The organism is Claveliimonas monacensis (assembly GCF_014982975.1).
GTDB lineage: Bacteria > Bacillota > Clostridia > Lachnospirales > Lachnospiraceae > Claveliimonas > Claveliimonas monacensis.
In genome coordinates this window covers 572,296-594,104 of the sequence record NZ_JADCKL010000001.1, presented here as the reverse complement: position 1 = coordinate 594,104, position 21,809 = coordinate 572,296, and the positions used below count along the sequence as shown (strand labels likewise).

Below are 21,809 nucleotides of genomic sequence, written 5' to 3'. Positions count from 1 at the left end.
CAGCAGGAAGGAAGAGTAATGACAAAAAAAGAGGGAAGGCCTACGCCTTTAGGTGCGGAAGTGAAAAGGGAGCAGGTGAATTTTGCAGTGGAGGCGCCCCAGGGGAAGACGTGTGAGCTTCTGCTGTACAGAAAAGGGGAGCCGGAGCCGGCATTTTGCTTTGATATGCCCTATAGAGAGGAGACCGGGGACGTGCGCTTTCTGGCCCTTGCAGATTTCCCGGCACAGGAGTACGAGTACAACTACCGGATCGGGGAGGAGATCTTCGTGGATCCCTATGCCAGGAAGCTGGCTGGTACGGAGAAGTTCCACGATATATGCGACGCCCGGGACTGCCAGGTCAGAGGAGTGCTTTACGTGGATGACTATGACTGGGAGGGGGACAGAAGACCCCGCATTCCCATGCACAGAGTGGTGGCTTACAGCCTCCATGTGAGAGGGTTTACAAAGCACACATCCTCCCGGGTAAAACACAAGGGAACATTTGCCGGCCTTGTGGAGAAGATCCCCTATATGCTGGAACTGGGGATCAATCAGATCCACTGTATGCCGGTGTACGAGTTTGCCCCGTCTCCCAAGTACGTGAATTACTGGGGATACGGGCCGGGATATTATTTTGCGCCGAAGGCGGCCTACGCGGCGGCAGATCCGGTCACGGAGCTGAAGGACATGGTCAAAGCCTGCCATAAGGCCGGGATTGAGGTGATCCTGGAAATGCCCTTTGAGGGGACCACGCCCAGGATCTATATGGAGGCCTGCCTGCGCCATTATATGCTGGAGTACCACGTGGACGGGTTTATCCTGAATCCCGATGTGACGCCTGTGAACGGGGTGTACAGGGATCCCATGCTGCAGGGGATGAAGCTTCTGAAGCATCAGACCGGGTTCCAGAATGTGATGCGCCGTTTCCTGAAAGGGGACGAGGGCATGGTGGGGGATGTGATCTACTGGCTCCGCCGCCAGGCAGGCGCAGAAGGATACTACAACTATATTGCAAACCAGAACGGATTTACACTGAATGACCTTGTCTCCTACGACGCCAAGCACAATGAGGCAAACGGGGAGAACAACCAGGACGGGCCGGACTACAACTACAGCTGGAACTGCGGGGCAGAGGGACCCAGCCGGAAGAAGGCGGTGGTGGCCTTAAGAGAGGGGCAGAGAAGAAATGCCTTCTTTCTGGTGCTGCTGGCACAGGGGACGCCCTGCATCCTGGCGGGCGATGAATTTGGCAACACCCAGAAGGGAAACAACAATGCCTACTGCCAGGACAATCCGACAGGGTGGCTGGACTGGAGCCGCCTGGAGCGCGAGAAGAAGCTGTTCGCTTTTGTGAAAGATCTGATCGCCCTGCGAAAAGCCCATCCGGTGCTGGCGCAGGAGAAGGAGCTGCTTGGCATGGACCAGATCAGCTGCGGTGTGCCTGATGTGTCCTACCATGGCGCCTGTGCGTGGCAGACCCCCTCGGAAGTGTCCAGCCGTCAGCTGGGTGTCTATTACTGTGGGAAGATGGCGGAGGATGAGGACTGCTTTGTCGCCTACAACATGCACTGGCTGGAGCACGGCTTTGCTCTCCCGGCTCTGCCCAAGGGAAAGAAGTGGTATCTGGCCGCTGACACAAAAGAGGGCATCCTTCCGGAGACAGTGCTTCTGGACAGCCAGAGGGAAGCTGTGCTTAAAGACAGGACCATTGCCGTCTTCATAGGCAGGTAGGGGATGAGCGGGACAAAGATCGGAGAACTGCTTAGGAGAGCCTCCGCATTTGACGCATTTTCTCTGAAGTGCCTTGCCATTCTCTGTATGGCGGCAGACCATGCAGGGCGGATCCTCTTCCCGGAGGAGCTGAACCTGGTCAGGATCGGGAGACTTGCCTTTCCCATATTCGCCTTTCTCCTGACGGAGGGGTTCTTCCATACAAGAGACATATACAGGTACCTTGCAAGGCTGGGAATCTTTGCGATTCTGTCGGAAATCCCTTTTGACCTGGCCTTTCATCAGAGTATCTGGTATCCCCGGAGCCAGAATGTATTTTTTACGCTTTTTATCAGCGTGGCTCTGATGGCGGCGCTGGAGCGCTGCAGGGAGTGGCCGGAGCGCATTCTTGAGATATTTATTGCTATGTGGTTTGCAGAGGCCCTGGGCAGTGATTATGGTTTCCGCGGAGTCCTTCTGGTGCTGATCTTCTATGTAGGGCGTGCGCGTCCCTGGGCAGGGCTGACCTTAGGAGGACTGTGGAACTTTCTGTGGCAGTCCCCGGTGCAGCGCTTTGGAGTCCTGTACGTTATACCTGTGGGGCTCTACAATGGGAAAAAGGGAAGGAGTATGAAATACTTTTTCTATGTGTTTTACCCGGCCCATCTGCTTCTGCTCTGGGCGATAAAATATCTGTGCGGATAGGGCGGCAGAGGGCAGAATAGGTATAGAAAAGGAATGAATTTGAGAAGGAAGTATAAAAAGATGAAGGCATGGAAACATTTTTGCACAATTACTCATCACAAGATCCTTGTCATGAAGGGCTGCTTTAAGCTGGGGCTCTACCGTCAGGGGCTGCTCCACGATATGTCCAAGTATTCGCCGGTGGAGTTTTTTGTGGGCTGCAAGTACTATCAGGGGACGAGAAGTCCCAACAATGCAGAGCGGGAGGCGAAGGGATATTCCTCTGCCTGGCTTCACCACAAGGGCCGGAACAAGCATCACTATGAATACTGGATCGATTACGGGATGCACAAAGAGGACGGAATCATCGGCATGAAGATGCCTGCCCGGTATGTGGCGGAAATGTTTGTAGATCGGATCTCCGCTTCCAAGACATACCAGAAGGACAAATACGAGGACTGGCATCCCCTCCAGTACTACGAGAAGGGTGCAGCCATGCTGGGAAAGATGATCCACCCCGAGACAGCGCAGCTTCTCCACGACCTGCTGAAGCGACTGGCCCGGGACGGAGAGGAGAAAACCTATGCCTACATCCGTAACGTGGTGCTGAAGAAAGACTTTCCCTACAATAGAAAGTGGGAGCCTGAGAAGTCAGGGGAACACAAAAATCATCCGCAGAAAAATGAAAAGAGCTGGAATTGGTAAAAGGGACCCTTTCTGAGTCCCTTTTTTCGCCGAGTGCAGGATTTTTTTATTCCGGATAGACAAGCCGCTCTTTTGTGATCCCCTCCAGCACCTCTTTTAAGTATCTCTCTGCCAGGTATTTTGCCATGGGAAGGTTCATATCCAGATAATTGCCGCAGTCTTTTGGTGACGCGCCCGGAACTTCCCCCTCAAATTCTGCGATAAAGGAGAACATCTTTTTCATAAGAGGGACAATGTCCTCAGATTCATAGTCGCCGGCCAGCAGAAGGTAAAAGCCGGTGCGGCAGCCCATGGGCCCGAAATACAGGACCTTGTCTTTAAAGTCCGGGTCATTTCTCAGGAAGGTGGCGCCCAGGTGCTCGATGGTGTGGACTTCGGCCGTGTTCATGACCGGCTCATCGTTGGGGCTTGTCATGCGCAGGTCAAAAGTGGTCACCACACAGTCTCCGGCCATGTCTTTTCTGGAGACATACACGCCCGGGACCAGTTTTATGTGGTCAATGGTAAAACTTGTAATCTTTTCCATGTAAGATCATCCTTTCCAATATAATATGTCAGTCAGGGCAAAACAGATTTTGCCTTTGCCAGAGTATGCCAGGCAAAAATGCCCTATACTTCAGTCTACCACTTTTTTCATGGATTTTCTATGGCAAAACAACACAGGTGTGGTATAATGTGTGAGATAGGCCTGAGCCGTGCGAAAAGAAAAGGCGGCAGGCCGGCTGCTAGCAGACGGGGATGCGGCCTTTTCTTTTCATAGGGCGAAGCCCGGGACACTGAGGGGAGCGAAGCGCCCCGAAGTGTCCGGCACGGCGAGGAGAGGGGAGCGAAGCGCCCCGAAGTGTCCGGCACGGCGAGGAGAGGGCGTGCGAAGCGCCCCGAAGTGTCCGGCACGGCGAGGAGAGGGCGTGCGAAGCGCCCCGAAGGGAGGCACAACAGATGAAATTATATATTGTCCGTCACGGAGAGACGGACTGGAACAAAGCGAGAAAGATACAGGGACAGTCAGACATTCCTCTTAATGAGTTTGGGAGGCACCTGGCCAGGGAGACGGCCAAAGGTCTTGCGGATGTGCATTTTGATCTCTGTTTTACCAGCCCTCTTTCCAGGGCAAAGGAGACAGCGCAGATCATACTGGATGGAAGAGATGTCCCCATCATAGAGGAACCGCGGATCGAGGAGATGGCCTTTGGAGAGTACGAGGGAAAGTGCTGCTCCAGTGAAGGCTGGGAGCTGCCGGAAGAATTCCGCCGCTTTTTCGACGGCCCGGACAGGTACAGAGCTCCTGCGGGAGGAGAAGATTTTGGACAGGTGAGGGACCGGACGGGAGAGTTCCTGGAGGATTTGGCCCGCACTCCGGAATACGAGGGAAAGCAGATCCTGCTCACCACTCACGGCGCCGCGCTGGCGGGGTTGCTCTGCTACATAAGAAAGGCTCCTCTGTCCCAGTATTGGGGCGCGGGGGTGCACAAAAACTGCGCAGTCACGGAAGTGGACTGCAGAGATGGAAAATTCCAGATTTTGTCCGAAAATGTGGTGTACTACAAGGATGAAGTAGAACCCTGGGCAAAATGATCGATTATAAAAATGGGAGGACACAGACATGATCAATGACAAGAAAGTACTATTCAGCGGGATGCAGGCGACAGGGAACCTGACCCTTGGAAATTATCTGGGAGCGCTGAAGAACTGGGTGACGCTGAGTGACGAGTATGAATGTTTCTACAGCGTGGTGGACATGCATTCCATCACAGTGCGGCAGGACCCGGCAACTCTGAGAAAGAGGGCGAGAGCGCTTCTCATCCTCTACATCGCGGCCGGCCTGGATCCGAAGAAGAACTGCATCTACTACCAGTCCCACGTGTCCGGGCATGCGGAGCTGGCCTGGATCCTGAACTGTTTCACCTACATGGGTGAGCTGAACCGGATGACCCAGTTTAAGGACAAGGCGGCCAAGCACGCGGACAATATCAACGCCGGACTTTTCACTTACCCGGTGCTGATGGCGGCGGACATCCTTCTCTACCAGGCAGACGTTGTGCCAGTGGGAGTGGATCAGAAGCAGCATCTTGAGATCACAAGAGACATTGCGGAGAGGTTCAATAATATTTACGGGGATGTGTTCACCATCCCGGAGGCCTATATAGGAAAAGTGGGGGCAAAAATTATGAGCCTCCAGGATCCTGTAAAGAAGATGTCCAAATCAGATGAAAACCCCAATGCCAGCATTTACCTCATGGACGATCCGGATACGATCATGCGCAAATGCAAGCGGGCTGTGACGGACTCTGAGGCACAGATCCTTTACAGGGACGAGCAGCCGGGAGTCAAGAACCTGATCAACATCTACAGCGCCTGCACCGGAAAGACAGCGGAAGAAGTGGTAAAAGAGTTTGACGGCAGAGGATACGGAGATTTTAAGGTGGCTGTAGGAGAATCTGTTGTCTCTGTGCTGAAACCTCTGCAGGAAGAGGCGGCAAGACTTACAAAGGACAAGGCATACATTGACGGCATTATCAAGGAGAATGCGGAGAAAGCAGGATACTACGCAAATAAGACGCTGCGCAAGGTGCAGAAAAAAGTGGGATTCCCGGAACGCATCCGCTAAATCTTCTGTGACGGCGAAAAAATGGAGATACGGAGGCTTACGTGATGGCAATACAGACTGCGGGAGAGCAGAAGTATTATGATTTTATAGAGGAGAGAGCAAAGAGCCTGCGCACAGGGATGATCGTCTGGATCAGCCTGCTGGCGGTGGCGCTCATTGCTGCCCTCAACAGTCCGGTCATCGGCGCTGTGCTGGCGGCGGCAGGGGTCGTGCTGGCTGTGCTGAATGTCAGGAGCCAGAGAGCGCTGCGCGCAAAACTTTCATGGATCGAGGACAAGGCTGCCTTTTTTAACCAGCTGATCGCCCCGGATGCGGTGGAGGTACCTGCCTTCCGCCTGCTTGTGGCAAGAGAGTATGTACTCTCCTTTCGGGCAGATGTGCTTGTCTACCGCCTCAGCGACATGGCAAAGGTGGAAGTAGGACTGGGAAAAGGCGAGGAGAAGGCTTTATTTCTCACGGACAAAAGAGGGGAAAGGCATGAGATCGCAAGAGACAGAGGCAGAGAAACAGCCGACTTTGACAGGGCCTACGAGGTGCTGAGAGAGAGGCTGGCGCAGGCAGGGCAGCAGGCTTAAGAGAGATTTTTCCCAAGAAGAAAACTCCCGGAACTGTGGACAAAATGAGATGTCCCCGGTTCGGGAGTTTTTTGCTGCCAGTTTTGCTGCTACTTTCTTGCAGCCAGTTCTTTTTTGTGTTTTTCTACCAGCGCGTGAATTCTCTTTGTCGGATCAAGGACAGCTCCAATGGAGATGTCGTGGTTCAGTGAGTCGATGATCAGCGCGATGAACTTACTCATATCTGCCACAGTGAAGTAGGGCTTGCTCAGTGTCTCGGGCGGCAGATAGGTGAGGTTGGTGGTGATCAGGTGATCGATGTAGCCCTTGTTGTAATAGTCGTCAAAGATCTCCATGCCGTTAGTGAAAAGCCCGAAGGTGGTGCACACAAAGACGCGGGCAGCCCCTCTGTCTTTCAGCTGTTTTGCCACATCCAGCATGCTCTCTCCGGAGGAGATCATGTCATCCACAACGATCAGATCCTTGCCTTTGACATCAGCCCCCAGGAATTCATGGGCCACAATGGGGTTTTTGCCGTTCACGATGGTGGAGTAGTCACGGCGTTTGTAGAACATGCCCATCTCCACGCCCAGCACATTGGAGAAATACACAGCTCTGTGCATGGCTCCCTCGTCCGGGCTGACGATCATCAGGTGCTCTTTGTCCAGCACCAGGTCAGGTTCAGCCCTGAGCAGTGCCTTCATAAACTGGTAGGGCGGGTTGAAGTTGTCAAAGCCTATGAGCGGGATGGCGTTCTGCACTCTGGGGTCGTGGGCGTCGAAGGTCATAATGTTGGACACACCCATTTCCACCAGCTCTTCCAGCGCCAGGGCGCAGTCCAGGGACTCGCGCTTTGTGCGCTTGTGCTGGCGGCTTTCGTATAAGAAAGGCATCAGCACATTGACCCTGTGGGCTTTTCCGTTTGCCGCGGAGATGATGCGCTTCAGGTCCTGGTAGTGGTCGTCCGGGGACATGTGGTTTACGTGGCCGTTCACCGAGTAGGTCAGGCTGTAGTTGCATACATCTACCATTACAAAGAGATCCTTGCCACGGACAGTCTCTTTGATCGTACCCTTTGCCTCGCCGCTTCCAAAGCGGGGACAGTGGCACTCGATCAGATAGTTGTCCATCTGATAGGAAGAATAGACGGGAGAGCTGAGTGTCTCCTCTGATGTGTCCTTCCGAAATTGCACGATATAGTCATTTACCTTTTTCCCCAGCTCTGTACAGCTCTCAAGAGCTGCGATCTTTAAGGGAGCCACGGGCAGGGCACGTTCCAGTACTTTTAAATCTGACATAGGTTCCTCCAGTCATATATGTTTTTTCCTCTATTATTTATAGCACTTTTATGGTAAAATGGTCAACTAATCGGTCAAAATATGTTATACTTTATTAGATAAGAAACAGCAGAGGTATTTTATATGGCACACAGACATATCATCAAGAGCATAGAGCCCGGCAGCATTGCAGAGGAGCTGGGCATAGAGAAGGGGGACATTCTTCTGTCCATCAACGACCAGGAGGTAGAGGATGTCTTTGATTATCATTTTTACGTCAACGACGAGCAGCTTGTGCTTACTATAGAGAAGCCGGACGGGGAAGAGTGGGAGCTGGAGATTGAGAAGGACTATGAGGAGGACCTGGGGATTGAGTTTGAGCAGGGCCTCATGGATGAGTACCGCTCCTGCAGAAATAAATGTATTTTCTGTTTTATCGACCAGATGCCGAAGGGGATGCGGGACACGCTCTACTTCAAAGACGACGACTCAAGACTCTCCTTTCTGCAGGGAAACTATGTGACGCTGACCAATATGAGCGACCATGACATTGACAGGATCATCCGGTATCACCTGGAGCCTATCAATATTTCTTTCCATACTACCAACCCGGAGCTGCGCTGTCAGATGCTCCACAACCGATTTGCCGGTGAGGCGCTGAAGAAGGTGGACAGGCTGTACGAGGCGGGGATTGAGATGAACGGACAGATCGTTCTGTGCCGGGGGATCAACGACGGTGAGGAGCTGGAGAGGACCATCCGGGATCTGTCCGGGTATCTTCCCTGCCTGCAGAGTGTGTCCGTGGTACCGGTGGGGCTGACGAAATACAGGGATGGCCTGTATCCGCTGGAGCCCTTCACCCCGGAGGATGCCCGAAAGGTGCTGGAAGTGGTCCACCGCTGGCAGGATGAGCTGTACGAAAAGTGGGGGAGCCATTTCATCCATGCCGGAGATGAGTGGTACCTGCTGGCCGGGGAGGAGATGCCGCCACAGGAGCGGTACGACGGGTATCTGCAGCTGGAGAACGGCGTGGGGATGATGCGGCTTCTGGAAAATGAGTTCCAGGAGGCTTTTGACGGACTCCCAGGGGATGATCTTTCGCGGGAGGTGTCTGTGGCCACGGGGAAACTGGCCTATCCGCTCATATGCAGTATGGCGGAGAAGTTGAAGAGCCGGTATCCCGGGACAGTGATCCACACGTACCAGATCGAGAACCGCTATTTCGGCGAGAGGATCACAGTGGCCGGCCTGATCACAGGGCAGGATCTGAAAGAGCAGCTGGCCGGGAAAGATCTGGGGAAGGCGCTTCTTCTCCCCTGCAATATGTTTCGCAGCCAGGAGGAAGTTTTCCTGGACGATGTGACCCTCACAGAGCTGAAAGATGCTTTACAATCAGAAATAGATATTGTAAAATCAAGCGGGCAGGATTTTATTGATGCTGTGCTGAAACTTAGATAAAAAGATCCGGTCAGTCAGAGGCCGGGCGAGAGATAAAATGTCAGTAATTTGAGAAGGAGAGCAATATGAGCAAACCAGTAGTAGCCGTCGTGGGGCGGCCAAACGTGGGAAAATCCACTTTATTTAATGTGCTGGCCGGTGAGAAGATCTCCATCGTAAAAGACACGCCGGGCGTGACAAGGGACCGCATCTATGCGGAGGTGTCATGGCTGGACCGTGAATTTACGCTGATCGACACCGGAGGGATCGAGCCGGAGAGCAAAGATGTGATCCTCTCCCAGATGCGGGAGCAGGCGCAGATTGCCATAGATACAGCGGATGTCATTCTTTTCCTGACGGATGTGCGCCAGGGACTTCAGGACGCGGATGCCAAGGTGGCGGATATGCTGCGGCGGTCCGGCAAGCCGGTGCTTCTTGTAGTAAATAAAGTAGACAATTTTGATAAGTTCATGGCAGATGTTTATGAGTTCTATAATCTGGGGATCGGGGATCCCATTCCGATTTCTGCATCTTCCAGGCTTGGACTGGGAGATATGCTGGATGCCCTGATCGCTCATTTCCCGGAACACGCAGGGGAAGAGGAGGAGGACGAGCGGCCCAGGGTGGCCATTGTAGGCAAGCCCAATGTAGGCAAGTCTTCCATTATCAATAAGCTTCTGGGCGAGCAGAGAGTGATCGTGTCCGATATTGCCGGAACCACCCGGGATGCCATTGACACAGAGGTGGTCCATGACGGAAAAGAGTATGTGTTTATCGACACAGCGGGCCTTCGCCGGAAGAACAAGATCAAGGAGGAGCTGGAGCGGTACAGTATCATCCGTACAGTGACAGCTGTGGAGAGGGCGGATGTGGTGCTGGTCGTCATTGACGCCACAGAAGGAGTCACAGAGCAGGATGCCAAGATCGCAGGCATTGCCCACGAGAGAGGAAAGGGCATCATTATTGTGGTGAACAAGTGGGATGCCATCGAGAAAAACGACAAGACCATGCGGGAGTACGAGAACAAGGTGCGCCAGGTTCTCTCTTTCATGCCCTACGCAGAGATCATGTATGTGTCCGCCAAGAGCGGCCAGAGACTTCACAAGCTGTTTGAGAAGATCGATATGGTGATCCAGAACCAGAACCTCCGGGTGGCCACGGGCGTTCTCAATGAGATCATGATGGAGGCTGTGGCCATGCAGCAGCCGCCTTCAGACAAGGGAAAGAGACTGAAGCTTTTCTATATCACTCAGGTGGCGGTGAAGCCGCCCAGCTTTGTCATTTTTGTCAATGATAAAGAGCTGATGCATTTTTCATATACCAGGTATCTGGAAAATAAAATCCGGGAGGCCTTTGGATTTAAGGGGACGTCTCTTAAATTCTTTATCCGCCAGCGGAAGGAGAAGGAGCAGTAATCATGTTAGAACGAGTTATTTGTCTGGCCATCGGATATGCTTTCGGGCTGATCCAGACAGGATATCTGTACGGAAAGACGCAGCATATTGACATCCGCACAAAGGGGAGCGGAAATGCGGGAACGACCAACGCTCTGCGCACGATGGGTTGGAAGGCGGGTGTCATTACTCTCCTTGGAGACTGCCTCAAATGCGTGTTCGCTGTTCTTGTCGTGCGACTGATCTTCGGAGGAGCGCACGGCGATATCATGCCGGTCCTCTCCCAGTATGCAGGCCTGGGAGCTATCCTGGGACACAATTATCCGTTTTATATGAAGTTTAAGGGCGGAAAGGGCATTGCGGTCACTGCCGGCATTATCATCACTACATGGAATATCTGGATCATGCTGATCTGCCTGGCTGTATTTCTCATCAGCGTGGCAGCCACCAAGTATGTATCCGTGGGGTCCCTCGTGGTTGTGGTTACATATTTTATCTGCGTGGTCGTGTACGGGCAGATGGGAGGTTTCCATGTGGACGGCAGTCATCTGACGGAAATGTACGTGCTGGCGGCGCTTGTGGTTGTCTCAGCATTTTACAAGCACAAAGCTAACATCGGACGCCTGATGAACGGCACAGAGAACAAGCTGAGTGTGGGCAGGAGCAAATAATAGCGAGCGAATAGAACGGTCCAGTGAACCGTCTTTATAAACAGAGTATGCGGCCCTGCCCCGTCAGGATATGCAGGCGGGCCGGGAAGGAGGAAGATTATGGCAAAAGTTGGGATTATGGGAGCCGGAAGCTGGGGGACAGCCCTGTCGCTTCTTCTCCACAAGAATGGGCATGAGGTGATCGTCTGGTCCATCAATGAGGAGGAAGTGGAGATGCTCTCCAGAGAGAGGGAGCACAAGAGCAAGCTGCCTGGGGTGAAGATCCCGAAGGATATGGAGTTTACCACAGACATGGAGAAGACTGTGACGGACAAGGATTTTGTCGTCCTGGCAGTGCCTTCTACTTTTACGAGAAGCACAGCCAGAAACATGTGTCCCTATGTAAAAGAGGGGCAGATTCTCGTGAATGTGGCAAAGGGGATTGAGGAGTCCACGCTGATGACCCTCTCCGAGCAGATCGAGGAGGAGATTCCTCAGGCCAATGTGGCTGTCCTGTCCGGACCCAGCCATGCGGAGGAAGTGGGACGGCAGATCCCCACAAGTGTGGTTGTGGGCGCAAAGACAAAGGAGACCGCAGAGTACCTCCAGGAGATGTTTATGAACGAGGTGTTCCGCGTCTATACAAGCCCGGATATCCTGGGCATTGAGCTGGGCGGTTCCCTGAAAAATGTCATCGCTCTGGCTGCAGGTATGGCCGACGGACTGGGATACGGGGACAACACAAAGGCAGCCCTCATCACAAGGGGGATCCACGAGATCGCACGCCTGGGTGTCAAGATGGGCGGAGCCCTGGAGAGCTTTATGGGACTTACCGGCATCGGCGACCTGATCGTGACCTGCGCCAGTGTCCACAGCCGGAACCGGAAGGCCGGCTACCTGATGGGGCAGGGCAAGACCATGCAGGAGGCCATGGATGAGGTGAAGATGGTGGTGGAGGGCGTTTACTCCACAAAGGCCGCTGTAGCCCTCGGAAAGAAATACGGTGTGGACCTTCCCATTATCGAGCAGGTCAATGCCATCCTCTTTGAAGATAAGGATGCAAAAGAAGCCGTGTACGATCTGATGATGCGCAAAGGCAAGGCAGAGCATAACGCAAAACCCTGGAGTTAGATGGGGACGTAATATTCTTTAAAAGTGTTACGTCCGGATTTAAACCAACTGGTGTGTAATTGTGTCAGATGAACCAATGCAGTGTTTGGTTTCGTTTGACGGATCATAAAAGAAAAAGCGAGAGTTTCTCCCGTGTTTTACGGAAGAGGCTCTCGCTTTTTTGACAGATAAATCATCACTTTTTATGGGAAATGTGTAAAAAGATAGTTGTGGGTTTGCACAATTACACACCAGTTAAAGTGATTTCGGACGTAATACTTTTTAAAAGGATTACGTCCCCTATTAAACAGTTGCGTGGCGTTTTACAAATTCTTTGAAGTCGTTGATGGCGGGCGCCTGGTACACGTCCTTCAGGGTGCACATGTAGAACATCCGCTCCCAGGTGGGATTGACGATGCGGATGATCTGCACCGGCATGTAGGCAAGGAGAGCCATGTGGGGCACCACAGCGATGCCGAAGCCGGCGGACACAAGACCTGCCACAGCCTGGTCCTCCTCCACCTCGTAGGTATACTGGGGCTGGCCTTTGCACTCCTTGAACAGCTTGTCAATGATGGGGCGCAGACCGCTTCGCCGGGAAAAACCGATATGGGGATAGGGCAGCGTGTCAGCCAGGTCGATCTCGTCCCGGGTGCACAGCGGATGACCGTTGGGGACGATCAGTACCAGTTCCTGCTTGGACACGGGAATGAATTCAATAGCCGGCTCATTTTCCATTTTGGAGCAGAAGGCAATATCGTACTTCCGGCTTTTGAGCCCCTCGATCATGTCCGGTGTAAGTCCGGTGGAGTTGTGAAAGCGGAAATCAATGTTCTGCTTGGGATGTTCCTTAATATAGTCCCGCACCAGGCCGGGGACAAGATGTGTGCTCAGAGTGCGCAGGACGGCGATGTCGATCTGCCCCTCGCCGCTGCCTGTCATCTGCAGCTTGTTCACACTGGAGTCCAGAATGCTCAGAGACTGCTCCACGTCCTCGAGAAAAGCCTGTCCGCATTTGGTCAGGACGATATTGCGCCCCTCCTTTTCAAACAGTTTTACGCCCAGCTCGCTTTCCAGAGACGAGATGGCATGGCTGAGGCTGGGCTGGGTGATAGACAGCAGCTCCGCTGCCTTTGTATAGTGCTCCAGATGAGCAAGTGTCACGAAATACCGTAAATGATATAGGTTCATCAGGGTTCCTCCTGTGTATATATTAGATATATTTTATCACAAACCATAAATAGTTTCTATGAATTCGTGCTACATTATGAATTTGTTTTTATTTTAACAATAGAATATAATAAAGGCATAGTAAATATCACAAGATTGAACGAAGAAAAAGTAAGAGAAGTGTTCAATTTTAACAACGGAAGGAGAAAAAACTATGTCAAAGAAAAATCCAATCACAGTCAGCTCATGGACATTAGGCGACCAGTGCAAATTTGAGGATCGTGTGATCGCTGCAAAAGAAGCAGGATACGAGGGTATCGGCCTTCGCGCAGAGACATACGTGGATGCGCTGAACGAGGGACTCTATGATGAGGACATTCTGGCAATCCTTGACAAGCACGGCATGAAGGTGACAGAGGTTGAGTATATTGTGCAGTGGGCAGAGGACAACCGCTCCTACGAACAGAAATACAAAGAGCAGATGTGCTTCCATATGTGCGACCTGTTCGGCGTGAACCACATCAACTGCGGACTGATGGAAAACTACTCTGTTGAGCACACAGCACAGAAATTAAAAGAGCTCTGCCACAGAGCCGGCAAGCGGATCATCGGCGTAGAGCCAATGCCCTACAGCGGAATCCCGGATCTGAAAAAAGCATGGGATGTAGTGAAAGCCTCCGGCGCTGAGAACGCATACATGATCCTGGATACATGGCACTGGGTAAGAGCAGATCAGCCATACGACATCCTGACAGAGGAGATGGCGAAGAAAGTCATCTCCATCCAGATCAACGATGCCTATGACAGACCGTATGCAAAATCCATCCTGAGAGATGAGTCCATGCATGACCGTCTCGCTCCCGGAACAGGTGCGAAAGACACAGCTGGTTTCGTGAAGATGATCAAGGATGCCGGGGTTGACCCGAAGGTTATCGGTGTGGAAGTCATCTCTGATGAGATCCTTTCAAGAGGATTGAAAGAGGCTGCTGCTTATACATATGAAAACACAGAAAAAGTGTTAAAAGAAGCATGGCCGGAAATGGTTGAGGACTAAGAAGAATAAAAGAAAACAGTAACGCAGACATTCGGACTTATCTTTTTGACTTGCGCGGCACGATTTCGAGGTTACGTATGATCGGAGAGATAAGTCCGATGTGCGCAGCCAAAGAGTGTTAAAAAAGTGACGGGAATGATAAAAACCTGTCAGAATAACCGTAAGTGAATATATGAATAGTTGAGAGTGAGGAAAAAAATTATGAAATTTAGGACAATGTTCTCCCCGATCCAGGTTGGACCTATGACAGTAAAAAACCGCTTTGTTGTTCCGCCCATGGGCAATAACTTTGCCAACACAGACGGAACATGGAGCGACCAGTCTGTTGCCTACTACGCAGAGAGGGCAAAAGGACAGTTCGGACTGATCACCATTGAGGCGACGGTTGTACACAACAACGCAAAAGGCGGACCGAGAAAGCCCTGCCTCTATGACGACAACAGCATTGAGAGCCTGAAGAAGATCACAGATGCCTGTCACGCTGAGGGGGCAAAGGTCTCCATCCAGCTGCAGAACGCAGGCCCGGAGGGAAATGCGGTGAACGCAGGCGCACCGATCGTGGCAGCTTCTGCCATCCCTTCTGTATATGGAAAGGACACACCGGTGGAGGTGCCGACAGAGACAGTATATGAGCTGGTAAAAGGCTACGGCGATGCCGCTGAGCGCGCCATGAAGGGCGGAGCCGACGCGGTGGAGATCCATATGGCTCACGGCTACCTTGTGAATTCTTTCATTTCCCCGAGAACCAACAAGCGTACCGATGAATTCGGCGGAAACTTTGAGAACAGGATGCGCTTCCCGCGTCTGATCGTGGAGGAAGTAAAGAGAAGAGTGGGCGGCAAAGTTGCCATCCTGGCCCGCATCAACAGCTCCGACGAAGTGGAAGGCGGAGATGACGTACACGACAGCGCAGCCATCGCAGCATATCTGGAAGACTGTGGCGTGGAGGGACTTCATGTATCCCGTGCCGTGCATATCAAAGACGAGTATATGTGGGCTCCAACAGCTGTACATGCAGGATTTTCCGCTGATCTTGTGACAGAGATCAAAAAGGCTGTGTCCATCCCGGTCATCACAGTGGGACGCTACACAGAGCCATATTTCGCAGAGCTGATGGTAAGAGAAGGACGTGCGGACCTGGTGGCTTTCGGACGCCAGTCACTGGCAGATCCCCGCATGCCTGAGAAGGCCATGAACGATAAGCTGGAGGATATGTTCCCCTGTATCGCATGTCTCCAGGGATGTGTGGCAAACATGTACAAAGGCGAGCCGATCTGCTGTCTTGTAAACCCCTTCCTGGGCCATGAGGCAGAGGGCCTGAAAAAGGCTGAGAAATCCAAGAAAGTCATGGTCATCGGCGGCGGTGTGGCCGGCATGTGCGCAGCTTTTATCGCAGCGGAGAGAGGACATGATGTGTCTCTGTACGAGAGCACAGACAGACTGGGCGGAAATATGCGTCTGGCTGCTTACCCGCCCGGAAAAGGTGACATCACAAACATGATCCGCAGCTACATCGTAAGATGTGAGAAGGCCGGCGTGAAGATCCACAAAAACACAACCGTTGATCTGGACTTTGTGAAAGCAGAGAAACCGGATGCAGTGATCGTGTCAACTGGTTCCCGCACACTGATCCTTCCTATCGAGGGCATCGACAACCCGGCTATCATCCACGGCTCCGACCTGCTGGACGGCAAGAGAGCTGCCGGCAAGAAAGTCCTTGTCGTAGGCGGCGGTATGGTGGGCTGCGAGACAGCTGCCTTCTTAGGAGAGCAGGAGCATGATGTGACAGTCATCGAGTTCCGCGACACAGTGGGCGCTGACGTGATCCACGAGCACAGAGTATTCCTTATGGAAGACTTTAAGAATTATGATATCAAACAGATCACAAACGCAAAGGTATGCAAGTTCTATGAGGACGGCGTAGCATATGAGTCCCCGGACGGAACCATGCATGAAGTGAGAGGATTTGACTCTGTTGTCCTTTCCATGGGATTCAGAAACTACAATCCTTTTGCCGAGCAGCTGGAAGAGCTTGGACAGGAAGTCTATGTGATCGGTGACGCCACAAGGGCAAGAAGAGCTCTGGACGCCACAAAAGAAGCCTACGCAGCCGCGATCCAGATCTAAGCGGAGCAGGGCAGAGGCACAGTGCAAGAATGATTGAGGAGGAAAAGATCATGGAAAAAAGAATTTCTGGACATACAGGACTGATGGCATTATTTGGAAGCCCGGTGGGACATTCTGGTTCCCCGGCCATGTACAACTTCAGCTTCCAGCACGACGGACTGGACTACGCGTACCTGGCGTTCGACGTGACTGTGGAGCAGATGCCGAAAGTATTTGAGGCCATCCGCCTTTTCAAAATGCGGGGCGGAAACTTCACCATGCCCTGCAAGAACATTGCTGCAGAGCTGGTGGACAAGCTGTCACCGGCGGCAGAGATCATCGGTGCCTGCAACACCTTTGTCAATGATGACGGTGTTATCACAGGACATATCACAGACGGTATCGGCTTTGTGAACAACCTGGCTCTCAATGGTTTTGACGTGAAGGGCAAAAAGGCAGTGATCCTAGGAGCAGGCGGCGCTGCCACAGCCATCCAGGTGCAGTTTGCCCTGGACGGAGCAAAAGAGGTGCACATCTTTAATATCAAAGACGAGTTCTATGCAAGAGCAGAGGGAACAAAAGAGAAACTGGCGCAGAAATGCCCGGACTGCCTTGTCACAGTAGATGACTTGGACGACAAGGAGAAGCTGGCAGAGGCTGTAAAAGACTGCGACATCGTGATCAATGCCACCATCATGGGCATGAAGCCCTACGATGACGTGACGCTCATCGACAAGTCCCTTTTCCGCAAGGACCTTGTAGTAGCTGACACAGTCTACAATCCGGAGAAGACAAAGATGATCCTGGAGGCTGAAGAGGCAGGATGCAAGGCCATCGGCGGCGTGGGCATGCTCCAGCAGCAGGGCGTTGTCAACTACGAGCTCTTTGTAGGAAAGAAAATGCCTCTGGACGAGTACAACAAGTTCCAGGCAGAGCAGGCAAAATAATACAGTTTGAACGAGAAAAGGAGTAAGAGAAGTGAAGGCGAAAAAGTATATCTTATCACTGGCAATGGTGTACATGGCGTACTTTACCCATGGTATCCAGGCGATCATCCTGTCACAGAACCAGGTAAACTTCTACACCCAGTGGGGGTACACGGACGCAGTGGAAGGTGCGGCGGCCGTGTCCCTGGCGATCACAGCGACAGGCTTTGGTAAAATGCTGACTGTATGGCTGGGCGGAGAATTCTCAGACCGCATTGGCCGTAAAAAGATGGCAGTTGCGGGCGGCGTGCTCTATATCATCTGCTTTGCGGGACTTCTGTTCACGGCAAGCTTCCCCATCGCATGTGTATGTGCATTCCTCTCAGGAGCAGCTACGTCCGGTTTCTGGGATGCATCCCTGTATCCGGCAGCTCAGGAGTCTGTAAAACCGAGATACGCAGGAAGTGCTCTGATCGGTATCAAATTCTTCGTGTCTCTGTCCGGCATCATTTATCCGCTGTTGGCTGTGCAGTTCTCAGCAGCAGGAAACTGGCACATCAACATCTGGATTCCGCTTGTTATGTCCATCGTTGCGGTTGTGCTGGCAGTGATCGCACCCTTTGCCTATGACGATCAGATGAAAGAGACCGTACAGACAGCAGACGGCAAGACAGAGAATGCGGCACAGGCTGAGATCGAGGCCGCAAGAGCAAGAATGCTTGTAAAACCAAGCGGACTGGTAAACTTCTTTACCATGTTCTACGGATTTGTATGTATGTTCATCATGTACGGCGCGCAGCAGTACACAAAGGCCTTCGGTATGAGCAACTGCGGTCTGACTGAGGCGCAGGCGGCGGGCATGACATCGATCTACACAGTAGGATCAGTTATTGCCGTTGTATTCTGGGCAGTTATGATGGGTAAACTGCAGTGGAATCCGCTGAAGGTAGTCCTGATCGACTCCATCTTTACGGCAGTGGCTCTCGCCATTGTTCTCCTTGTGAGCAACGTGGCTGTGATCTATGTGGCCATCGCCCTGCTTGGCTTCTTCGCAGCAGGCGGAGCACTCCAGACAGGTCTTGGGATCCGTCAGGAGATGTGCCCCGGCCCGAAGGGAAGAAACACTGGTATCTACTATACATGGATGGGACTTGCAAGCTGCTTCCTGCCCTACATTGTATCAGCCATGACCACCTCTATCGGAGAGGCTGCAGCTGTATACACTATGATGGGACTTCTCCTTGCAGCAGCAGTCATTGCCATCCTGATGATGCTCTACCTTGTATCTCAGTATAAGAAGATCTTTGGTAAGAGCGCTCTGACGAAATAGTACATACTGTGCATAAACAGTACAGTAAGACTGAGTGAAAAGTGACCCGCTGGAATGGACACAATAATCATAGAATGTATCCTGACTAGCGGGCCATTTTATATACAAATCATAGATAAAAAGAATAGATAATGCTGTGAAAAGCTATAAGACAGGGAGGTTTCAACATGAAAGTACTCAGATGGCTGGACCAGTATCTGGAGGAAGCCCTTCTCCTGATCATGCTGTGCGCCATGACGCTGGTCATGGGCGTTCAGGTGGCGGCAAGGTATGTGCTGGGCTCATCGCTTTCCTGGTCTGAGGAGATCACAAGATTTCTCTTCATCGTTTCCGGGTTTATCAGTGCCAGCTTCTGCATCAAAAAAGGCGCGTCGGTGAAGATCGACCAGCTGGTGGGCATGCTGCCGGGAAAGGGCGTGCATATTTTCCGGCTCATCAGCTACTCTGTACAACTTGTATTTTTTGCGTACCTGATCCCCTTTGCCTGGAAATATGTCGCGGCGGGTATGGAGAGCGGTCAGCGCAGCCCTGCCTGCGGTATCCCCATGTACATCATCCAGTCTTTTACCGTGATCAGTTTTGTCCTCTGCGTGATCCGGCTCATCCAGAAATGGCTGTACCGGCTGCAGCTCATCCTTGGAGTAAGAGATGGAAAGGAGGAGGAGTAAATGTCATCAGCAGTTGTAATGATCTTATTTTTTGTCTGCCTGCTCATAGCCATACCGATTTCGGTGTCTCTGGGCATCGTTTCTGTTCTGCCGGGAGTTTTTGACTCTTCCTTTACAGCCAGCGCCAGCTACGTGATCCGGTCTATGTTCGGCGGACTGGACAGTTTTCCGCTCCTTGCGGTCCCCATGTTCATCCTGTCGGGAATTATCATGGCGCGGGGAGGCATTTCCAAGAGGCTCTTTGACCTGTTTGCCTATTTTATAGGAAAGCGGACAGCGGGACTGCCCTGTGCGGCAGTGGTGACCTGTCTCTTTTACGGAGCCATCTCCGGGTCCGGCATTGCCACGGTGGCAGCCGTGGGGAGCATGACCATCCCCCTTCTTGTCCATCTGGGCTATGACAAAAAGTTCTGCACAGCTCTTGTGGCTGTGGCGGGGAGCCTGGGAGTCATCATTCCGCCAAGCATTCCCTTTATCATGTACGGTATGGCCTCGGGCGTGTCTGTCAGCGATATCTTTATTGCGGGCATCATCCCCGGCATCCTGATCGGTGTCCTTCTCATGGTCTATGCGGTGTACTACTGCAGGAAGAACGGGGAGGACAAGGAGAAGATCAACGAGGAAATCGGGAAACTCCGGGAAAAAGGCCTGTGGAGAGTGTTCAGGAGTAGCTTTTTTGCAGTCCTCTCGCCGGTGATCATCCTGGGATGCATCTACTCCGGCGTGGCGTCCCCCACGGAGGCGGCGGTCATCTCCGTGTTCTACTCCCTGATCATCAGCCTGTTTGTGTACAGGTCACTGCAGTGGAGAGAGCTGTACGCAGTCTTTTCCGAGGCGGTGAAGACCTATGCGCCCATCCTCTTCATCCTGGCAGCGTCCATCGCTTTTTCCAGGGTGCTGACCCTGATGCAGGTGCCTCAGACCATCAGCACGTGGATACTGGACAGCTTTGCGGGAAATAAAGTGCTGATCCTGATCGTGGTCAATATCTTCCTGCTGTTTGTGGGAATGGTCATGGACACCACACCGGCTATCCTGATACTGACTCCCATCCTCCTGCCCATCATGAACGGTGTGGGAGTGGACTCCATCCATTTCGGAGTCATGATGGTGGTGAACCTTGCCATCGGCTTTGTGACCCCGCCTATCGGCGTCAACCTGTTTGTGGCAAGCTCCCTCACAGATATTCCGGTGGTGCAGATCGCGAAGCGGGCCCTTCCCATGATCGGCTATTTCCTGATCGCACTGATCCTGATCACATTTATACCCCAGATCAGCCTTGCGCTGCTCTAGAAAAGGAGGATAAAGAAGATGAAGAAGATATGGAGTGCAGTGACGGTTGTCCTCCTTACGGCTGTCAGCGCGGGCGTCATAGTCTACGGCTCTTCTGTGTCTGACAGAAAAATAGATACGTCCGGGAAGCAGACCTACGCCTGGCCCCTGGCCACCTGCAGCACAGAGGACACCATCACCCATGTATTTGCGCAGACCTTTGCGGAGGAAGTGGAGCGCCTGAGCGGAGGAGAGATGGAGATCCAGGTGTACCCCCAGAGCACGCTGGGAGGGGACAGAGAGCTGATGGAGAGCTGCAAGGACGGGGATATCCCCTTTGTGGTCCAGTCCCCGGCGCCTCAGGTGAGCTTTATGCCGGAGCTGTGCGTCTTTGACACGCCCTGCGTGTTCGACGACATAGAGGAAGCCAGGGCGGCCATCGATGATCCGGAATTTTTTTCTGTCATACAGGGGATCTACGAGGACGCCGGCTACCAGATCCTGGGCATGGCGGACCAGTGCTTCCGCGTCATGACCAGCAGCGAGCCCTTCACAGGCATGGAGAGCTTTAAAGGACAGAAGATACGGACCATGGAGAACACCTATCACATCCAGTTCTGGAACGCGGTGGGCGCCAGCCCCACGCCCATGACTTTCAGCGAGGTCTACATCGGCCTGCAGCAGGGCACCATCGACGCCCAGGAAAACGCCTATGAACTCATTGTCAGCGCCAAGCTCTATGAGCAGCAGGAAGTGCTGGTACAGACCAACGCGGTCCCCGACTATATCACCCTCATTGTCAGCGACGACTTTTTCCGGGACCTGGACAAGGAACAGCAGCAGATTGTCCGGGAGGCAGCCGCTATCGCCCAGGAGAAGGCCCGGGAGTCCGCGGACGAGAGAAGAGAGCAGCGGGAAGAAGAGCTGGCGGCAGAGGGCATGGAGATCGTGGAGATCGACCAGCAGACCTGGGAGGAAATGCAGGAGGCATGCCAGCCGGTCTATGAAAATATAAGAAAACAGGCGGGAGATGAGCTTGTGGACCTCTACATGGGAGTAGAGTAAAACGTCCGCTGAGAGAGCCGTCCGGCTGACACATTTAGTGAGGATCTGTCTGCTTGACGGATCCTCTTTTGTCATGTAAGGTTAAGAGAAGAGAGAAATATGACAGC

The 21,809-nt window shown here is 52.7% G+C and carries 20 protein-coding genes; 17 read left to right on the top strand and 3 right to left on the bottom strand.

Features of this window, described 5'->3' with window-relative positions:
- Positions 1-18 precede the first annotated feature (18 nt).
- The 3 genes from INF30_RS02920 to INF30_RS02910 are packed head-to-tail and all read left to right on the top strand — an operon-like array spanning position 19 to position 3,081.
- Positions 19-1,713 (top strand): alpha-amylase family glycosyl hydrolase, encoded by a 1,695-nt coding sequence (locus INF30_RS02920; RefSeq protein ID WP_226394162.1) that lies wholly within the window; start codon positions 19-21, stop codon positions 1,711-1,713.
- Positions 1,714-1,716: 3 nt separating this feature from the next.
- Complete coding sequence (locus INF30_RS02915) at positions 1,717-2,397, top strand: TraX family protein (protein WP_226394161.1); 681 nt, start codon at positions 1,717-1,719, stop codon at positions 2,395-2,397.
- A gap of 60 nt (positions 2,398-2,457) precedes the next feature.
- Positions 2,458-3,081 carry a DUF5662 family protein gene (locus tag INF30_RS02910; protein ID WP_226394160.1) on the top strand — a complete coding sequence of 208 codons (624 nt, stop codon included), beginning with the start codon at positions 2,458-2,460 and terminating at the stop codon, positions 3,079-3,081.
- A 46-nt stretch (positions 3,082-3,127) separates the two neighbouring features.
- Here INF30_RS02910 and INF30_RS02905 read toward each other — a convergent pair whose 3' ends face one another.
- Positions 3,128-3,607 carry an S-ribosylhomocysteine lyase gene (locus INF30_RS02905; protein ID WP_076777239.1) on the bottom strand — a complete coding sequence of 160 codons (480 nt, stop codon included), beginning with the start codon at positions 3,605-3,607 and terminating at the stop codon, positions 3,128-3,130.
- Positions 3,608-4,020: 413 nt separating this feature from the next.
- Between INF30_RS02905 and INF30_RS02900 the strand changes: the two genes are divergently transcribed.
- Genes INF30_RS02900 through INF30_RS02890 form a run of 3 tightly spaced genes read left to right on the top strand, consistent with a single transcriptional unit; the run spans position 4,021 to position 6,264 of the window.
- Positions 4,021-4,656, top strand: coding sequence for a histidine phosphatase family protein (locus tag INF30_RS02900; RefSeq protein ID WP_076777240.1), 636 nt, complete (start codon positions 4,021-4,023; stop codon positions 4,654-4,656).
- A gap of 28 nt (positions 4,657-4,684) precedes the next feature.
- A complete protein-coding gene (gene trpS / locus INF30_RS02895; RefSeq protein ID WP_226394159.1) occupies positions 4,685-5,689 on the top strand; it encodes a tryptophan--tRNA ligase in 1,005 nt (334 codons plus the stop codon).
- 44 nt (positions 5,690-5,733) lie between these two features.
- The gene (locus INF30_RS02890) at positions 5,734-6,264 is read left to right on the top strand and encodes a hypothetical protein (protein WP_226394158.1); all 531 of its coding nucleotides are present in this window, start codon (positions 5,734-5,736) and stop codon (positions 6,262-6,264) included.
- Positions 6,265-6,353: 89 nt separating this feature from the next.
- On the opposite strand, the gene INF30_RS02885 is transcribed toward INF30_RS02890, so the two are convergent.
- Complete coding sequence (locus INF30_RS02885; RefSeq protein ID WP_076777243.1) at positions 6,354-7,541, bottom strand: ribose-phosphate pyrophosphokinase; 1,188 nt, start codon at positions 7,539-7,541, stop codon at positions 6,354-6,356.
- A 123-nt stretch (positions 7,542-7,664) separates the two neighbouring features.
- On the opposite strand from INF30_RS02885, the gene INF30_RS02880 reads away from it, so the two are divergent.
- The 4 genes from INF30_RS02880 to INF30_RS02865 all read left to right on the top strand — a co-directional run bounded on the left by INF30_RS02880 (position 7,665) and on the right by INF30_RS02865 (position 12,132).
- Positions 7,665-8,978: a DUF512 domain-containing protein gene (locus INF30_RS02880; protein WP_226394157.1), complete on the top strand. Its 1,314-nt coding sequence runs from the start codon at positions 7,665-7,667 to the stop codon at positions 8,976-8,978.
- A 65-nt stretch (positions 8,979-9,043) separates the two neighbouring features.
- Positions 9,044-10,372 (top strand): ribosome biogenesis GTPase Der, encoded by a 1,329-nt coding sequence (gene der / locus INF30_RS02875; RefSeq protein WP_076777245.1) that lies wholly within the window; start codon positions 9,044-9,046, stop codon positions 10,370-10,372.
- 2 nt (positions 10,373-10,374) lie between these two features.
- On the top strand, positions 10,375-11,022 hold the full coding sequence (gene plsY / locus INF30_RS02870; protein ID WP_076777246.1) for a glycerol-3-phosphate 1-O-acyltransferase PlsY: 648 nt from the start codon (positions 10,375-10,377) through the stop codon (positions 11,020-11,022).
- A gap of 99 nt (positions 11,023-11,121) precedes the next feature.
- Positions 11,122-12,132, top strand: a complete 1,011-nt coding sequence (locus INF30_RS02865) for an NAD(P)H-dependent glycerol-3-phosphate dehydrogenase (RefSeq protein ID WP_408639745.1) — start codon at positions 11,122-11,124, stop codon at positions 12,130-12,132.
- A 282-nt stretch (positions 12,133-12,414) separates the two neighbouring features.
- Here INF30_RS02865 and INF30_RS02860 read toward each other — a convergent pair whose 3' ends face one another.
- Positions 12,415-13,302 carry a LysR family transcriptional regulator gene (locus tag INF30_RS02860; RefSeq protein ID WP_226394156.1) on the bottom strand — a complete coding sequence of 296 codons (888 nt, stop codon included), beginning with the start codon at positions 13,300-13,302 and terminating at the stop codon, positions 12,415-12,417.
- Between the two features lie 193 nt (positions 13,303-13,495).
- Here INF30_RS02860 and INF30_RS02855 point away from each other — a divergent pair, with 193 nt between their 5' ends.
- From INF30_RS02855 to INF30_RS02825, 7 genes are all read left to right on the top strand, one after another.
- Entirely contained in the window at positions 13,496-14,335 is an 840-nt protein-coding gene (locus INF30_RS02855) for a sugar phosphate isomerase/epimerase family protein (RefSeq protein WP_076777249.1), read from the top strand.
- A 201-nt stretch (positions 14,336-14,536) separates the two neighbouring features.
- A complete protein-coding gene (locus INF30_RS02850) occupies positions 14,537-16,462 on the top strand; it encodes an oxidoreductase (RefSeq protein ID WP_076777250.1) in 1,926 nt (641 codons plus the stop codon).
- 50 nt (positions 16,463-16,512) lie between these two features.
- The gene (locus tag INF30_RS02845) at positions 16,513-17,388 is read left to right on the top strand and encodes a shikimate dehydrogenase (protein WP_226394155.1); all 876 of its coding nucleotides are present in this window, start codon (positions 16,513-16,515) and stop codon (positions 17,386-17,388) included.
- Between the two features lie 31 nt (positions 17,389-17,419).
- A complete protein-coding gene (locus INF30_RS02840; protein ID WP_076777251.1) occupies positions 17,420-18,697 on the top strand; it encodes an MFS transporter in 1,278 nt (425 codons plus the stop codon).
- A gap of 167 nt (positions 18,698-18,864) precedes the next feature.
- A complete protein-coding gene (locus INF30_RS02835; RefSeq protein ID WP_191383636.1) occupies positions 18,865-19,365 on the top strand; it encodes a TRAP transporter small permease in 501 nt (166 codons plus the stop codon).
- Complete coding sequence (locus INF30_RS02830; protein ID WP_076777253.1) at positions 19,366-20,658, top strand: TRAP transporter large permease; 1,293 nt, start codon at positions 19,366-19,368, stop codon at positions 20,656-20,658.
- A gap of 18 nt (positions 20,659-20,676) precedes the next feature.
- Complete coding sequence (locus INF30_RS02825; protein WP_087173200.1) at positions 20,677-21,702, top strand: TRAP transporter substrate-binding protein; 1,026 nt, start codon at positions 20,677-20,679, stop codon at positions 21,700-21,702.
- Positions 21,703-21,809: the final 107 nt, after the last annotated feature.

What these genes read in the sequence shown, in the direction of transcription:
- INF30_RS02920 (WP_226394162.1), top strand. Translation starts at nt 19, where the DNA reads ATGACAAAAAAAGAGGGAAGGCCTACGCCTTTAGGTGCGGAAGTGAAA.
- INF30_RS02915 (WP_226394161.1), top strand. Translation starts at nt 1,717, where the DNA reads ATGAGCGGGACAAAGATCGGAGAACTGCTTAGGAGAGCCTCCGCATTT.
- INF30_RS02910 (WP_226394160.1), top strand. Translation starts at nt 2,458, where the DNA reads ATGAAGGCATGGAAACATTTTTGCACAATTACTCATCACAAGATCCTT.
- INF30_RS02905 (WP_076777239.1), bottom strand. Translation starts at nt 3,607, where the DNA reads ATGGAAAAGATTACAAGTTTTACCATTGACCACATAAAACTGGTCCCG.
- INF30_RS02900 (WP_076777240.1), top strand. Translation starts at nt 4,021, where the DNA reads ATGAAATTATATATTGTCCGTCACGGAGAGACGGACTGGAACAAAGCG.
- trpS (WP_226394159.1), top strand. Translation starts at nt 4,685, where the DNA reads ATGATCAATGACAAGAAAGTACTATTCAGCGGGATGCAGGCGACAGGG.
- INF30_RS02890 (WP_226394158.1), top strand. Translation starts at nt 5,734, where the DNA reads ATGGCAATACAGACTGCGGGAGAGCAGAAGTATTATGATTTTATAGAG.
- INF30_RS02885 (WP_076777243.1), bottom strand. Translation starts at nt 7,541, where the DNA reads ATGTCAGATTTAAAAGTACTGGAACGTGCCCTGCCCGTGGCTCCCTTA.
- INF30_RS02880 (WP_226394157.1), top strand. Translation starts at nt 7,665, where the DNA reads ATGGCACACAGACATATCATCAAGAGCATAGAGCCCGGCAGCATTGCA.
- der (WP_076777245.1), top strand. Translation starts at nt 9,044, where the DNA reads ATGAGCAAACCAGTAGTAGCCGTCGTGGGGCGGCCAAACGTGGGAAAA.
- plsY (WP_076777246.1), top strand. Translation starts at nt 10,375, where the DNA reads ATGTTAGAACGAGTTATTTGTCTGGCCATCGGATATGCTTTCGGGCTG.
- INF30_RS02865 (WP_408639745.1), top strand. Translation starts at nt 11,122, where the DNA reads ATGGCAAAAGTTGGGATTATGGGAGCCGGAAGCTGGGGGACAGCCCTG.
- INF30_RS02860 (WP_226394156.1), bottom strand. Translation starts at nt 13,302, where the DNA reads ATGAACCTATATCATTTACGGTATTTCGTGACACTTGCTCATCTGGAG.
- INF30_RS02855 (WP_076777249.1), top strand. Translation starts at nt 13,496, where the DNA reads ATGTCAAAGAAAAATCCAATCACAGTCAGCTCATGGACATTAGGCGAC.
- INF30_RS02850 (WP_076777250.1), top strand. Translation starts at nt 14,537, where the DNA reads ATGAAATTTAGGACAATGTTCTCCCCGATCCAGGTTGGACCTATGACA.
- INF30_RS02845 (WP_226394155.1), top strand. Translation starts at nt 16,513, where the DNA reads ATGGAAAAAAGAATTTCTGGACATACAGGACTGATGGCATTATTTGGA.
- INF30_RS02835 (WP_191383636.1), top strand. Translation starts at nt 18,865, where the DNA reads ATGAAAGTACTCAGATGGCTGGACCAGTATCTGGAGGAAGCCCTTCTC.
- INF30_RS02830 (WP_076777253.1), top strand. Translation starts at nt 19,366, where the DNA reads ATGTCATCAGCAGTTGTAATGATCTTATTTTTTGTCTGCCTGCTCATA.
- INF30_RS02825 (WP_087173200.1), top strand. Translation starts at nt 20,677, where the DNA reads ATGAAGAAGATATGGAGTGCAGTGACGGTTGTCCTCCTTACGGCTGTC.